This is a genomic window from Allobosea sp. UNC402CLCol (assembly GCF_000745475.1).
In the GTDB taxonomy this organism is placed as follows: Bacteria; Pseudomonadota; Alphaproteobacteria; order Rhizobiales; family Beijerinckiaceae; genus Allobosea; species Allobosea spartocytisi.
On sequence record NZ_JQJJ01000002.1, the window covers coordinates 22,791 to 36,725 of the forward strand.

A 13,935-nucleotide genomic window follows, 5' to 3' on the forward strand; every position below is an offset into this window, starting at 1 on the left:
CCTTCCCCGTATAGGATTCACACGCGATCCGGCCGCTCTCGATAGCCACGGCAGACGGCGAGTTCTTCGATTGCGAGCGCGGTCGCAATGGCTACTAACGATGGTGCCGCGCCGAATCAGAACGTCTGGTGCTGCTGGGACTTGCCGCCTCCCCTCCTCCCCTCCCCTCCGGCAAGTTCATTGAGCCGCAGGAAGAAGCAGCGGCGTTTTGATCCTTCGATGGGATGCGGTGATCCTTTGCTGCGTGGATGGCATTCAAACTGGCCAAATATCTTTGGTCGTCAACAGGTCGTTAACCTTAAATCTCTGGACCGACAGCTAGAATCATGGCGTAGCTTATCGGGAGAAGGCCGATAAAGCGGCCTTTGCCCGACAAAGAGGAATTCTTACGCCAATGCCCGAAGCCGTGGCGCAAAAATCCATACAGTCGCTGGCACCTGCCGAGCGCGTTTGGAAGCACGCGCGGGTCCTTTCGCAGCAGCTAAATGCGCTGCGCGAACGCATGTACCCGCCGCACGCGCAGAAGAGCCTCCGTCATTTTTTGACGAATGAGGTTTCGAAGCTCACCTCGATTCCCGATTCGACGCTGAAGCTTATGTCGAATGAGGGCAAGGGGCCCCTGCCCGCTCGCCTGGAAAACAATCACCGAGCCTACACTCTCGCTCAGGTCAACGAGCTGAGGCAGCTCTTTGGCGCGCAGAAGCCCTCCGAAGCTCTTCGCTTTCTTCCGCATCGGCGGCGGGGGGAGCATTTGCAGATCCTGGCCATTGCCAACTTCAAGGGCGGCTCGGCTAAGACGACGACCAGCGTGCACCTTGCGCACTATTTGGCGCTGCATGGGTATCGAGTTCTCGCGATTGACCTCGATCCGCAGGCCTCGCTTTCAGCAATGTTCGGTGCGCAGCCCGAAATGGACGTTGCTGCCAATGAGACAGTTTGGGCCGCTCTTCGATATGACGAGCTCCGCCGCCCGCTGCGAGACGTGATCCGGAAAACCTACTTTCCGGGCGTCGATCTCATACCGGGCAATTTGGAAGTGATGGAGTTCGAGTACGAAACGCCCCGCATGCTGGCTCAAGCCAGAAAAGCCGATTCGCTCTTCTTCGAGAGGCTCGGGCTGGCTATTCGGGAAGTCGAGGACGATTACGACGTGGTCGTTCTCGATACGCCGCCATCGCTCGGGTACCTGACGCTGGCCGCGATTTATGCGTCAACAGGAATGATCATAACGATCCATCCCGCGATGCTCGACGTCGCGTCGATGGGTCAGTTCTTGCTGATGATGGGCGATCTCATCGACGTAATCTCGCGTGAGCGAGCTTCGATGCGCCAAGATTTCTTCCGCTATCTCATCACGCGCCACAATCCGTACGACAAGCCGCAAACTGAGATCGTCTCGATGCTCCGGATGTTGTTCCCCGATGACGTCTTGGTGCCGGCGGCCGTCGAAAGTACTGCCGTTGAGGCCGCGGGCTTGGTGAAGAGAAGCATCTATGAACTGGAGGCAGGAGAGATCGGACGCGAGGCGTTCAAGCGCGCTCGCGAATCGTTTGACGCTGTCAATGAAGGGATTGTCGATCTCATCAACGAGAGTTGGGGCCGGCGATGAAGAAACCCGCGCGTCAATCAATCGTGGCGAGCTTCGGGCTGTTGTCTCAGACGGCATCGGAAGCGGAAAGCGAGAGCAGGCGTTCTGACACTGCGTCTGAGAATTTTACTCCGCCAGCTCCGCGGGTTCCTGCGGGCGTGATTGGAGCTACGCAGCGGACCCTCTCGGACATCCGAGAAGAGCGCGATCGACTCCAGGCGATTGTGGATTCCGGCGTCGGTGGAATCGTGGAGCTCGATTCCAGCAGCATTGACCCCTCACCCTTTCCCGATCGCCTTCCCGACGACGATGATGCTGATTTTCAGGAGTTCAAGCGGTCGCTTGCCGAGGATGGTCAGCGGGTTCCGGTTCAGGTCCGACGTCATCCCGAGACGCCTGGACGCTACCAAGTGGTCTACGGCCATCGCCGTGTACGTGCCGCTCGCGAACTCGGCGTTCCGGTAAAGGCCATCATCCGAGACCTGGACGACGGTGAGCTCGTCGTGTCGCAAGGCTTGGAGAACGCTAGCCGGCAGGATTTGAGTTGGGTCGAGCGTGCGGTTTTCGCGAGTCGGATGGAGGCTGCCGGTGTTCGAGCCCGAGACATTAGGGGGGCGCTCGCCATCGATGACGCGGAGTTGGCGAAGATGCGGTCGGTATGGAGAGCCTTGCCTGGGGACTTAATTGTCGCCATCGGGCGAGCCCCGAAGGTTGGGCGTCCGAGATGGCTTGAGTTGGCGGCTGAGCTCGCTAAGGCCCCGTCTCAAATTGCCGTAGCTCGAGAAACCTTGTCAGCTGACAAGGTTCGCGCGGAACCCTCCGACGTCAGATTTCAGTTGGTTTTAGGCGCGGTGTCTGCGGCCAAGCAGCCCTTAGAGAAGCAGGCTTTCGATCTGATGGCCAGTGATGGGCGGAGTGTGGGCAAGGCGCTGTTTGGTAGCCGAGAGATTCGGCTGAAGGTCGATGCTCATTCAGCGAACGAGTTCGCTTCGTTCTTTCGCGCCGAGTTGCCAGAGTTGATGAAGCGTTTTGAGGCGACACGCCGCGGACGCTGAATATGGAAACCTTGTCAGGTGACAAGCTTGAAGCAGGAGGGAAAAGACAGAACCATTCGCTGCGCAAGGTCGGAACGATGATCTTCGCGCGGTGAGCGAACCAATCCAGCAAAAGAAAAAGGCCCCCGAAACGGTGTCCCGGAAGCCCTTCTCTCGTGTGGTGACCTGAGAATCGCACTTCCTCGAATCGCCGTCAAGAGTCTCTTGGAGACGAAACGCCATTTTGGCGGGCGGGATTCTTTTGCCTAACCATAGGTGAAGGAACGTGGTGAATCACGCTGCATCGACGCCCTTTGGGCGGCGGACGCTGACGCTTGCCCATGTGGCAACTCAAGCGCTCGCGAAGGAACGGTCGCCCGATAAGGCGGTCCATAAATGGAATCTATTCCGGGATGTCTGCACGGCCAAGGCACGGCTGGGCGTGAACGAGCGCGCCCTGGCTGTGCTCGACGCCTTGTTGACCTTTCATCCAGAGACAGTGCTGACGGGCGACCAACTCGTCGTCTTCCCCTCTAACCAGCAACTGGCGCTAAGAGCGCACGGAATGTCGCCGGCGACCTTGCGGCGGCATCTAGCGGTGCTCGTCGATGCCGGTCTCATCATTCGGCGGGATAGTCCGAACGGGAAGCGCTACGCACGGAAGGGGAGGGGAGGAGATATCGAGCTCGCCTTCGGCTTCGATCTGTCGCCTTTGGTTGTTCGTTCTGCCGAGATCGAGAGCGCGGCCGAGGACGTCAGGCTCGATGAGCGCGCCCTGAAGCTCGTGCGCGAGCGCATCACCATCTGCCGGCGGGACATCGCCAAGATGATCGCTGCCGCGATCGAGGAGAATGTCCCGGCACATCAGGCGGGCCAAGGGCCGTCGACCTGGCAAGAGATTCATACGCTCTATCGGGCGATTATAGACCGGATTCCGCGCACTGCCTCGCGCGAGGTTCTGGAGCCAATCGCCGATGAGATGTCGATGCTGGCGGATGAGATCCTCAACCTGTTGGAACTTCATACAAAAACTCAGAATCTAAGCGGCAATGAGTCTCATTCTGAGCGTCACAAACAGAATTCAAATCCAGACCTCTCTACTGATTTTGAACCTTGCTTTCCAGAAAGCGGGGGTGGGGAGGTCGAGATCGATCGTGACCCGGGGAGGATGACCGAACGGCCGTTCCCGTTAGGAATGGTCCTCGATGCCTGCCCGGACATCATCGATTACGCTCGGGGCGGGATTTCGAACTGGCGAGATTTCCTGGTGACGGCAGCGATGGTGCGATCGATGCTCGGAATCAGCCCGAGCGCCTGGCTTGATGCCCAGAATGCGATGGGCGAAACCGAAGCCTCGATTGTCGTTGCGGCAATCCTGCAGCGCGGGGAAGCGATCTCGAGCGCGGGCGGTTATCTGCGCGGCCTGACACGGAAAGCGGAAGCCAACGAATTTTCGATCGGACCGATGCTGATGGCGTTGATCGGAAGCCGCCGGCGTGAACCGAAACGAGCATAGCGCATCCGTGGATCGCTGACATGTGCGGGCCGTCGCTGACAATAGACTGGTACAACGGGCCTATGGCGATGAAGTTTGCTCGATGAATTGGAAGCCGCCGGCGCCGATCGACGCCAGTCCGGAAAACCGGGCCCGGGTGAGCGGGCCTGGCTTACGGACGCTCTTCAATGTCGCGCCCGTCTGGAAGCTCGATGTTGCCGAGATCCGAACGCTCCTGGGTATGCCCACATCGGACGAATTTCAGACCTGGTCTGATACTGCCCGCGCCGACGAGCCTCTAACCCTTGAAACCGACGTCCTATTGCGGATTTCGGCGGTGCTCGGGATTTATAAATTCCTCCGTCTGTTGGAGGGGACTAACGACGAGGGCTCGAAACGGCTCCGAGGCATCAATCGTGAAAACCCCTTCAATGGGAAAGCGCCAATGGAGCTGATGCTGTCCGGCTTCGAACCTGGGCTGATGGATGTCCGTGGCTACTTGCTCGCCAAGGAGTACGGGGGCGGCACCGCCCCTAACGAGGTCGACCGCAACTTCAAGCCTTATACCGACGCCAATTTGATCCGGATCTGATATCGCCTCGGATGACCTCTTGTGTTGCAAGGCGGTCGATTCAATATCGGCGCCGCCAGCTCCCATGAACGATGCGGCTGAGGCGGGCTCTTGGTGCTGCAGTTTCGGTGTTTCAAAGGAATAGACGTGTTTCAGATCAAGGCCACGATCCGGGGTAGCAAGGTCAAGGAAGCTGCTCCTTCTGCGGTGGAGGCGCTTCGCCGCTACCGGGATATCCAGACACGTCCGGGTGTGACGGCTTGTTCGGTGATGAAGGGCGGCGTGCTGGTGGGGCAAGCCGAGCTCGTGAGCGCGGCGACAGTCGAGGACCTGCGCGCCAAATCCGGGATCTGACCTCGCGGCGAGGGCGAGGTTCTGCAGGACGCCTCGCGGTTCATCAATGATGTGAATCGTCAACGCGAGATTGATTCATCCTTTGCGTTGGACGGGTGTCTGCCATGAGCGCGAGATGCGCGCATGGACAGCTCCTTCGCCAAAGACGTGCCGCGCCTGCAGATGCTGGTGTTGGACCGATCCGATCCAGCGCAGAATATGGCCCGGTTCTATGTCCTTGCGATTGAGCCCACACTATTTGGCGATGTCGCGCTTGTACGCGAATGGGGGCGCCGTGGCTGTTCCGGTCGGCGGCGGCTGGATCTCTATGGGGATCAAGAAGCCGCAGCCGAGGCGCTGCAGGACTGGCTCCTTCGGAAGACCCGACGTGGCTACGGCGTCGTAGCAGCTTCGGTGACGAACGATCGGGCATAGCCGGAAAGCTCCCGATGTTGGGGCGGCCACTTTTTAGAATGGCATAGTAGGCCGGGCCGGACTCGAACCGGCACCGCCCTGTTATGAGCGACAAGCTCTAACCATTGAGCTACCGGCCGGGTTGGGCGTTTAGCATTCAGCGCGATGGGCAAACAAGGCTGCGCGATCGTTCCTCTCGGGCCCGAGATGAGCCCTCAATCCCTGCGGCAGGCTGCCTTGTTCGCTCCGCGAGTGGATCGTCGCGGGAGGAGGAAGGGAGCTGGCCGCGTTGCTGCCTAGCCACACGAGAGGAGAGTCTGCCGGTTTGTCAGCAATCCCGATTGCACGAGGCCGGGATGAGACCGAAGCTGGGCAGAGAGGGAGGCGAGATTATGCCTACGCCCGACAGCTCGGAAGCCTCCATGGCTCGGATCAACGGCATCCTCATTCGGAGTGCTATCGCCGTGGCGATTGCTGCGACCGTCGTGCTGCCGCTGCTCCGCTAAGTCGGGTATTCCGAAAGCGCGCAAAGTCGGCCGGAGGCGAAAAGTCGACCTCGTAGGCGTCTCGCTGAGTGCCCTTCGGGTATGTGGCGGCTAGGGTGATGAGGCAAAGCGCTTAAATGCCCCCAGCGGTCATTTATGAGGCTTTTAGTCTGGCGGATGTGATCGTGACGTTTGTACGAACGATGCTGACAGCATAACCACCGTAGGTTGCGCCGAGAAAGGATTTTCCTTACGAGGGCTCGTCATGATCACGAGCAAGCTGACAAGCAAGGCGCAGACGACGATCCCGCAGTCTATTCGGACAGCGCTGCAGCTGCGGGAAGGCGACGAAATCGCTTACAGCATTGAAGGCGGAGCTGTTGTGATCCGCAAGGCGCCGGCGCCGGTCGTGGTCGAGGATCCGTTCGGCACGTTTGGCGAATGGGACAGTGAAGCCGATCGCAGAGCTTATGCCTCCCTCTGATTTCCAGCAGGGCGACGTTGTCCGGGTGCCATTTCCCTATAGCGACCGCAACACAAGGCAACACCGCCCGGCGCTTGTCGTCAGCAACGGCGCGATCGGGGAGGGGAATGCACTGCTGTGGGTTGTCATGATCACCAGCGCCGAGAACCGGCCATGGGTCGGGGATGTGTCGCTGGGACGATTCTATCAGGAGGCCGGCTTGCCGGCTCCGAGTGTGATCCGTACTGTCAAGGTCACGACTATCGAGGCCGCCCACGCTCAGCAGCTTGGCCGTATCAACCCCGCCCTGATGGCTGAGGTGGGTGATCAGCTCAAGAAACATCTGGGTGTCTAGCGGTCGCTCGCAGCGGCATTCCGGGCGAGGCGCCCGTCCATCTCGGCTGAGCCTGACGGAGCTCGCGCCGACCACGTCGACTCAACGTTTCAAAGTGCCAGGCGGGCGGCTTGGCTGAATTGTCGCTCGGCGTCGTTGTAGTAGGACGCCGCCTGCTGCACCGAGCGGTGCTGCGACTGTTGCATCGCCGCGGGGAGCGAGACGCCGTTGCGAGCGGCCTCGGTCAGGTAGCCGGAGCGCAGGCCGTGGGCGGAAAATTCCCAGGGATTGAGCCCGGCCTGAGCACAGCGGCGCTTAAGGATCAGGTTGACCGCCTGCGGGGTCAGGGCGCGGTCGGAGAGACCCTCCCAGCGGTCGATCGCCCGAAACACCGCGCCCTTGCTGATATTGGCGCGCTCGAGCCATTCGCGCAGGGCCTCGACCGGCGGCCCCACGATGAGGACGCGCGCATCGTCATTGGCCATTGCCGTCTTGGTTCTACCGAGCGTGATCGCCAGGCAGGGCAGGCGCGGGGAATTGAGATCCTCGGGATCGAGCGGGACCGGCGCCTCCTCCGAAAGCTGTTCGACGCGCAATCGTGCGATTTCGCTGCGGCGACGACCGCCTGAGCCAAAAGCTATCAGCAGCAGCGCCAGATCGCGCGTGTCGCTCAGGCGATCGCTGCGACAGGTCGCAAGCAAGCGGTCAAGGATATCGCGGGTGACGGCGCGCTGGCTCTTGCGCCGGCGGGGCCGGGCGCTGGCCCGCACCGCCAGACGCACCGCCGTCCGCAGTGATGGCGCGGTGAACGGGCCCGTAAGACTTTTCCAGCGGTGCAGCGTCGCCCAGTGGGCGAGCCGGCGTTTGACGGTCGAGGGCGCGTGGGGACCGTCGCTGCGCAAATGACCGTCCAAGCGTAAGGCTGCGGCGATCGCGTCGGGCATGCCGTGCGCGGGATCGGTTTCGCGTTGCGCAGGATCCCAGAGGTGCTGCGCGACGAACTTCAGCGTCAGCGCTTCCGGCGCCGGCCAGGGCAGGGGCGAGCCGGTTGCTGCGATCGCCCAGGCTTCGAGATAGGCCAGATCCGAGGCGAGCGCGCGCAAAGAATTCTCGCCCAGGCCTTCCTGGGCCAGGTGGCGCAGCGTCGCGACATCGTCGTCGGTCAGGATTTTGGCGAGCTGATCGCGCCGCTCCAGCGGCAGGATCGCGGCAAGCGCGTCGAGCTGCAGAGCTCGGCGGGTCTCGGAATCGGCCGAGAGCAAGGCGGTTGTTGTCAAGCAGCGCTCCTGCTGTGGCTCACGAGGGCCGATTTCGTCGACCGGACGCTCGGCTGACGTCGCCGGCAGGTTTTTGGAACGCCAGAATCGCCGATTTCCGCAGGCGTGTCCATGACTATCGATAAGAGGTAATTATCGATAGTGATGTTGGTTCGAAAGCGGGTGTCGATGTGAAGCAAGTTAATGGCAATTTTGGTTGGCTATGATATAGAGATGGATGTGAATTCAGTCAGGTACGAACTCTCCCGGGCGGGCCGCCAAGCCCTGGTTTCGGACTGCGCCGCAGCCGCCGAAGCCGCGGCGATCGCGCTCGTCCGCTTTGATGAGCGGTTGCTTCGGGCCGAGCCCGTCCTGGCCGATGGCGCGCGCCAGCGCGGCCACGCTTTTGAGGCTCAAGCCCTGGTCGGGCTCTCTGGGGGGCTCTGTCCGCTCGAGGATCTCGTCCTGCACGATTCCGGCATGGACGTGCGCAGCCCGACCCGCGAGATCACCCGCGCCGCGACCATGCTGGACGAGCGCCGGCGCCTGGCCCGGCGCGAGCCCGCCGCTATCTTGAGCCCGACGGCCCTGCGGCAGCGGCTAGGCATCGCAGAATCAGAGGAATCGGATCGGACGGACAGGGTGACGAGCCCGCCCGGGACCGCGAAACAGGTCGTGGCCCCCTGGGACCGGATCGAACGGGATGACGACGATGAAGATCCCGCCGGCGAGGATGATTTGGGCCTGGAGGATGAGGAGGGGCTCGGCGATCCGGCCTTCGCCGACATCGACGCCTTGTTGGTCCGGACGCGGAAAAAACTCGACGCCTGGAACGATTTTTCCTCCGACGAGGGCCGCAAAAACCTGATGCTACGCGATCCCACCTATGACGCCGCCGGGCGGTTCGCGCGGTGGCAAGACATCCTGGAGGAGGGCAGGGGGCTGCCGGCGGCGCTCGCAGCCGCGGTCGCGCTCGATGCGTGGCTGTGGCTCGAGCCGTCGGAACGCGCCGGCGAGCTCGGGTTCGCGCTCGCGGCGACCGTGTTGCGACAGCGCGAGTTGGCGCAGGCGCATCTGCCAACAGTCGGGGTTGGGCTGAGACGGGGAAAGTTCAGGTGGAGCCCGCATTTGGCGCTCAGCGCCCGGGTTGAGGGGCTGCTCGGCGCTTTTGGCGAGGCCGCTGCGTTCGGGCAACGGGATCTCGATCGGCTGTCATTGGCGCGAACGCTGATGCTACGGAGGTGCGAGGGCCGGCGGGGGAATTCGAGACTTGTCGATCTCGTCGACCTGTTCGTGTCCTCGCCACTCGTCACGGTGCAACTGGCGGCGGCGCGGCTAAATGTGACGTCGCAGGCGGTCGAGGCCATGCTGAAGGAGCTCGGTGGCAGCCTGCCGCGCGAACTCACCGGCCGAAAGCGCTATCGGGCTTGGGGGATTTTATAGGTTGGACCTGTCAGCCAATTTGAGATCGGCGCTGGTTTGGTTTCGGGTCCGCGGAACACCCGTCAATGTTGCCGGTTGACATTTTGTAGTTTGAAAACTACATCGATCCATGTTCGAACTTAAGCAGACCGAAACGTCTCGCCTATGGACATGCCGGCGATGCTGAGCCTGTCGGAGAGGGGATCAGTGAGCCGCGGATCCATCACGGTCCTGGCTACCGGGTTTACTTCCAGAAATGCGGCACGACCGTGATTGTGCTGGGGGCGACAAAAGCAGCCAGGCCAAAGATATCAGGATTGCCAAACGGCTGGCGACAGAATGGAGTAAATCAAATGGCTGAAAAACTGGCTACATACGACCCGGCTGAGGATCTGACCTCTGATGAGGCTGTCGCGACTTTCATGGCTGAAGCCTTTCAAACGGAAGACAGCGGCTATATCGCGCACGCGCTCGGCGTGGTAGCCCGGGCGAAGGGGATGGCGCAGATCGCCCATCAGACCGGTCTCTCGCGCGAGCAGCTTTACCGGTCATTCAGCGCTAGCGGCAATCCGACGCTAAAGACGACGATCGCGGTGATGAAGGCCCTTGGCGTCGAGCTGACCGCGAAAGCCCACGCCTGATCCAATGAGCACTGGCCGGTGCCTCGTGCCGACGAATGCGTCGTTCGAGTAAGCATGAGGGAGGCGCAGCAATAGCGACATCGTGGGCAGAGACTCTATCGAAACTCTCCTTTGTTTGAAAACACCTTAAGGGCTCGGGGCCGTTCCCGCTCACTCGACCTTTTCGAGGAGCCGGCACGACCACTTCCGCGAGAGCGATCTCTTGAGGGAGCTATTTGAGACGACCGTTCGGCGCTGCATCGCGGAGGGGCTCGTCGGTGGCGAGGGCTTCGCGATCGATGCCAGCCTGATCAAGGCCTACGCCAACAAGCAACGCTCGGCCGAAGCGTCGGAGCCCGTCGACTGGGTGGCTGCAACAGCTAAGGACATGGCTTGGGGTAATCGCTCGACGCTGTTCCGCGATCCGGACAGCAACGCCATCAACGTCTTCAAGCCGCTCACCAAGGCCTGAGGCCCGCAGGCATGTCCTCGACACACGACCAGCCGATGCCGCCCAAAGGGCCTCCACTCAGACGCAGATCGCCGCCTGGGACGTGATGATAGAGGCGACCAGCCCCGTCGGCCGCCATTCGCGCTCAATCGTAGCGTCCAATGCGCTCGCCAGTCCCCGTTCCAGGCGACTGCCGAACCCGGCGGCACCGCCAAGCGAAGGCTCAGGGCCGCCGGTTTCGCACCAGACCAGGCGGGTCTGATCGCCGTCTATCGTCACGTTAACGTCGAGCCGGCCGGTCTCCACCGATAGCGATCCATATTTCGCGGCGTTCGTCGCCAGTTCATGCAGCAGCAGCGCCAGGTTGGTGACCGCCTTGCCGCCCACGTCGCAATCGTCGCCGTGGATGCTGATCCGGTTGTCCGTCGCATAGGGTTCGAGGATCGTCCGGACGAGCGTGAGCAGCGCGACATGCTGTTCGTTCGCAGGGCCGAGCAATCGGTCCGACATTATCAAGTCATGCGCTCGCGCCAACGAGGACAACCTAGCCTGCACATTCGCGATGATGTCGCGTTCGCTCGCCGACGACTTCGCGCTGATCGAGACGATCGCGTTGGCCAGCGCGAATAGGTTCTTCACGCGATGACGCATCTCGCCCATCAGGAGCCGCTGCTGTTCCTGCGCCATCAGCCTCTCTGTGATGTCGCGCGCGATCTTCGACGCGCCGACGATGAGGCCGTTCGCGTTGCGAATGGGCGAGATGGTCAGTGAGATATCCACCAGCGTGCCGTCCTTGCGGCGACGCCGGGTCTCGAAATGCTCGACACGCTGGCCGCGTTGTATCTGCGCCAGGATCATCGGCTCCTCGTCGAGTCGGTCCGGCGGGATCAGGATCGTGATCGATTTGCCGATGACTTCCTCGGCCGCATAACCGAACAGCCGCGTCGCGCCGGCATTCCAGCTCTGAATAATGCCGTTGAGGTTCTTGCTGACGATGGCGTCCTCGGACCCCTCGATAATGGCTGCAAGCCAATCACGCGGGTCCGGTGCGAGAGCGCTGTCGGCCGCGGCGGGCGAAGACGGCGGCCTGCTCACCGAGGACTGCGATGTGGACCCTTGGCCTTGGCCAGCCGGTGACAGGGATGAGGCTCCTGCATCTGTGCCCTGATATTTGTCCAACCTGGCCATCACGCGCCCCCTCAGACCGCCATTTGCTCTCCTGGGCGCCAGCCCTGCGCAAGCGGACCCACGCTGCTTTTATGCACCATCCTTCGCTTTCTCACGCAAAGGCGGCCGACTTTCAACCCTGCTCAGCGTCGGCGCCGAACTTGCCACCAATGACGATGACCGGCCGATCCAGACAATCCGCAACGGCGGTCAGGACACGATCAACGGTGCGGGGATCATCCGGCGCCAGCTCGACGTCGCTCGCGCCGCTTTGCCTATACTACGCAAATCGGCGCAACTCCTCGGCAGCCTTTCAGGCCTTCATCGCGCTCGCGCGCGACTTCGCCGCCGGACGGCTCGTACAGCCTTGAGGATGGCCGGCGATGCCAGGCAGCAATGCTGATAGGGCGCCAGTTTGTGCGACAGCAGGCGCTGACTTCCCGTGCTTGACCGAGCGGCTCCCTGAAGCCGAACGGCGTGCCTGCGCCGGTCGGCGTCAGCAGCGCATCGAGAATGGACCAGGCGCCATAGGTCGCGCCCGGCGTCTGGAGCACCTCCCGGATACCGGCATCCTCAATCTCGGAGACTTCCAGATCGACGGTGGCCCCGGAGACCGGGCTTGAGGCTGGCGGATCGAAGCTATGAAAGAAGGTCCTCGTCATAGCGCCAGCGCCCGCGCGAGATCGTCGTGCTCGAAGGCGCTGGCCATGCGGGTGATCTCGGCCGATCGGGCGCCGACGGCCTTCGCGGTCTCGCGCCATGTCGCGGTCACGGTCGCGACCTCTTTGATGATCGTTCGGGCCTGCGCCAGCGTGAGCGCGAAATATTCCGACGCTTGTTCGAGCAGATCGAGCGAGCAGGTGCCCTCGTCGAGGTCGATGTTCGTCGTCAGCACGCGCGCCTTGAGATCGGTGGGCACCGGATTGAGGTCATAGGCGGGCGAGAGGGACCACCCCGCCTTACCGAGCCAGAGAAAACCGTGGTTGCGCAGATGATCGTCGACATTGGAGATCAGCACATTGAAGGCGACACGCCGATAGAGTGCCTGGGCGTCCGTCTTTCCCTGCGCGCCATGCTGAGCCAGGGCGTCGACGATCTCGGGATAGCTGCCACGCTCGCCGTCCCTAGCGCCCATCATCGCCATGGCGGACAGGAACGGGATGCGGATCGCGCCATCGCGATCGAAGCGTCGTGATAGCATCACCAACTTGCCGGCGACTTCGACAAGTTCGTGTTGTGGGGTGGCGATGCCGGCTTGGCCGGCCAGCCGCAGCGCGATCTCCTCCCAGGTTTCCATGCTGTAGTCGTCGGTCTCCTTCGGAAACTTGGCGATGGAGAGATGGCCATGTTGGTCGATGACCGAGGCCTTCGGCCGCGCACCGCCGAGGGAGGAGCCGGGCGCGAAGATCAGTTGAAGGTCTTCGTCCGTTTCCTCGTCCCGGAGAATTCGCTCGGTGATCTGAAGCAGACGGCCAAGCGCGATCAGGGCCGGCACGCCGGCCCTGATCGGCGCCTGGAAGGCCTCTTCGCCGACCCAGCGAAACCGTAACGCGCCGAGTCGCGTCTCATCTGCGACCCCGAGCAGGTAGTCACTTTCCGCAAGCGTTCGGACTGCGCGGCCCTCGCGGTCGGCGAAGCGACGCTCGGCGCGCTGCATCAGGCGGCGGCCCCACGTATCTGGCGCGGAGTCGCCGATTGAGCCGAAGGTCGCAAGGCCAGCAGGAGGAGCGAACGCGCCGCGCGTCAATGCAAGTGCTGGTTCCAGCGAGAAGCGATCCGGATCCGAAAGCCATGGACCGTCGTACTCGAAGAGAATGGTTTCTGCGCCGCGGACGCGATTGCTCCTCGCCAATCCGATTGGGCGCGTGCGACCGTGCAGATCGATGTGCACCTCGAAGTCAGCCATCGCGGGACGATCTGGTTGGCCGCTTGAGATGAACGTGCTTGGGCAGATCGGCACTGGCCAGCGCCTGTCCGACGCTGTCGTTGCTGATGTCGGCGATTTGGCCCAGCGCTTCGAGTAGACCGAGGGCCTGAAGGACGCCGGCATAGATGCCGATGCTGACATTGGTGTCGCCAGCCTCGACCCTCTGCAGGGTCGAGCGCGAGGTGAAAGCACGCTCCGCCACGACCGCCATAGGCAGCTTGCGGCGACGGCGGGCGTCGTGGATATCCGCGCCGAGCTTCCGCAGGGCGCGGCGCACGGCCGCTGGGGGGGTATGTGGAGTAGGCATTTGCTACCTTCGCACTACAGACTGGCTAGATATGTAGCACGAAGATTACAATTTTTCTAGCCCTACTG

General features: G+C 62.2%; 15 protein-coding genes, 1 tRNA gene and 2 pseudogenes. 12 read left to right on the forward strand and 6 right to left on the reverse strand.

The window, feature by feature from the left end; genetic code table 11:
* Nucleotides 1-394: 394 nt before the first annotated feature.
* The 6 genes from repA to GY40_RS00705 all read left to right on the forward strand — a co-directional run bounded on the left by repA (nucleotide 395) and on the right by GY40_RS00705 (nucleotide 5,456).
* On the forward strand, nucleotides 395-1,609 hold the full coding sequence (gene repA / locus GY40_RS00680; RefSeq protein WP_051987388.1) for a plasmid partitioning protein RepA: 1,215 nt from the start codon (nucleotides 395-397) through the stop codon (nucleotides 1,607-1,609).
* The gene (gene repB / locus GY40_RS00685; protein WP_038357844.1) at nucleotides 1,606-2,643 is read left to right on the forward strand and encodes a plasmid partitioning protein RepB; all 1,038 of its coding nucleotides are present in this window, start codon (nucleotides 1,606-1,608) and stop codon (nucleotides 2,641-2,643) included. Before repA ends, repB begins: the two co-directional genes overlap by 4 nt.
* Before the next feature lie 265 nt (nucleotides 2,644-2,908).
* A complete protein-coding gene (gene repC, locus GY40_RS00690) occupies nucleotides 2,909-4,138 on the forward strand; it encodes a plasmid replication protein RepC (protein ID WP_038357846.1) in 1,230 nt (409 codons plus the stop codon).
* Between the two features lie 82 nt (nucleotides 4,139-4,220).
* Entirely contained in the window at nucleotides 4,221-4,709 is a 489-nt protein-coding gene (locus tag GY40_RS00695) for a hypothetical protein (RefSeq protein WP_051987389.1), read from the forward strand.
* Nucleotides 4,710-4,835: 126 nt separating this feature from the next.
* Nucleotides 4,836-5,042, forward strand: coding sequence for a hypothetical protein (locus GY40_RS00700; protein ID WP_112761562.1), 207 nt, complete (start codon nucleotides 4,836-4,838; stop codon nucleotides 5,040-5,042).
* Nucleotides 5,043-5,165: 123 nt separating this feature from the next.
* A complete protein-coding gene (locus tag GY40_RS00705; protein WP_248311059.1) occupies nucleotides 5,166-5,456 on the forward strand; it encodes a WGR domain-containing protein in 291 nt (96 codons plus the stop codon).
* Nucleotides 5,457-5,503: 47 nt separating this feature from the next.
* Here the strand turns inward: GY40_RS00705 and GY40_RS00710 are convergent.
* Nucleotides 5,504-5,575: transfer RNA gene (locus GY40_RS00710), tRNA-Ile, on the reverse strand.
* Between the two features lie 610 nt (nucleotides 5,576-6,185).
* Here GY40_RS00710 and GY40_RS00715 point away from each other — a divergent pair.
* Both GY40_RS00715 and GY40_RS00720 read left to right on the forward strand, forming a co-directional pair.
* Nucleotides 6,186-6,404, forward strand: a complete 219-nt coding sequence (locus tag GY40_RS00715) for an AbrB/MazE/SpoVT family DNA-binding domain-containing protein (protein ID WP_038357850.1) — start codon at nucleotides 6,186-6,188, stop codon at nucleotides 6,402-6,404.
* The gene (locus tag GY40_RS00720; RefSeq protein ID WP_248311060.1) at nucleotides 6,370-6,738 is read left to right on the forward strand and encodes a type II toxin-antitoxin system PemK/MazF family toxin; all 369 of its coding nucleotides are present in this window, start codon (nucleotides 6,370-6,372) and stop codon (nucleotides 6,736-6,738) included. Before GY40_RS00715 ends, GY40_RS00720 begins: the two co-directional genes overlap by 35 nt.
* An 89-nt stretch (nucleotides 6,739-6,827) precedes the next feature.
* On the opposite strand, the gene GY40_RS00725 is transcribed toward GY40_RS00720, so the two are convergent.
* Nucleotides 6,828-7,994, reverse strand: coding sequence for a tyrosine-type recombinase/integrase (locus GY40_RS00725; protein ID WP_038357854.1), 1,167 nt, complete (start codon nucleotides 7,992-7,994; stop codon nucleotides 6,828-6,830).
* 183 nt (nucleotides 7,995-8,177) lie between these two features.
* Between GY40_RS00725 and GY40_RS00730 the strand changes: the two genes are divergently transcribed.
* From GY40_RS00730 to GY40_RS26865, 3 genes and pseudogenes are all read left to right on the forward strand, one after another.
* Nucleotides 8,178-9,416 (forward strand): RHE_PE00001 family protein, encoded by a 1,239-nt coding sequence (locus tag GY40_RS00730; protein ID WP_038357856.1) that lies wholly within the window; start codon nucleotides 8,178-8,180, stop codon nucleotides 9,414-9,416.
* Between the two features lie 332 nt (nucleotides 9,417-9,748).
* Entirely contained in the window at nucleotides 9,749-10,036 is a 288-nt protein-coding gene (locus tag GY40_RS00735; RefSeq protein WP_038357858.1) for an addiction module antidote protein, read from the forward strand.
* A gap of 142 nt (nucleotides 10,037-10,178) precedes the next feature.
* Nucleotides 10,179-10,382: pseudogene (locus tag GY40_RS26865) on the forward strand (IS5/IS1182 family transposase); the annotation flags it as partial.
* Between the two features lie 162 nt (nucleotides 10,383-10,544).
* Here GY40_RS26865 and GY40_RS00745 read toward each other — a convergent pair.
* Entirely contained in the window at nucleotides 10,545-11,561 is a 1,017-nt protein-coding gene (locus tag GY40_RS00745; protein WP_051987390.1) for a PAS domain S-box protein, read from the reverse strand.
* Nucleotides 11,562-11,763: 202 nt separating this feature from the next.
* Between GY40_RS00745 and GY40_RS28130 the strand changes: the two are divergent.
* Nucleotides 11,764-11,895: pseudogene (locus GY40_RS28130) on the forward strand (conjugal transfer protein TraI); the annotation flags it as partial.
* A 13-nt stretch (nucleotides 11,896-11,908) separates the two neighbouring features.
* On the opposite strand, the gene GY40_RS28135 reads toward GY40_RS28130, so the two are convergent.
* The 3 genes from GY40_RS28135 to GY40_RS00755 are packed head-to-tail and all read right to left on the reverse strand — an operon-like array spanning nucleotide 11,909 to nucleotide 13,867.
* Nucleotides 11,909-12,295: a hypothetical protein gene (locus GY40_RS28135; RefSeq protein ID WP_248311064.1), complete on the reverse strand. Its 387-nt coding sequence runs from the start codon at nucleotides 12,293-12,295 to the stop codon at nucleotides 11,909-11,911.
* A complete protein-coding gene (locus GY40_RS00750) occupies nucleotides 12,292-13,539 on the reverse strand; it encodes a type II toxin-antitoxin system HipA family toxin (protein WP_038357862.1) in 1,248 nt (415 codons plus the stop codon). The genes GY40_RS28135 and GY40_RS00750 overlap by 4 nt, the downstream gene beginning before the upstream one ends.
* The gene (locus GY40_RS00755) at nucleotides 13,532-13,867 is read right to left on the reverse strand and encodes a helix-turn-helix domain-containing protein (protein WP_038357864.1); all 336 of its coding nucleotides are present in this window, start codon (nucleotides 13,865-13,867) and stop codon (nucleotides 13,532-13,534) included. The genes GY40_RS00750 and GY40_RS00755 overlap by 8 nt, the downstream gene beginning before the upstream one ends.
* Between the last annotated feature and the right edge of the window lie 68 nt (nucleotides 13,868-13,935).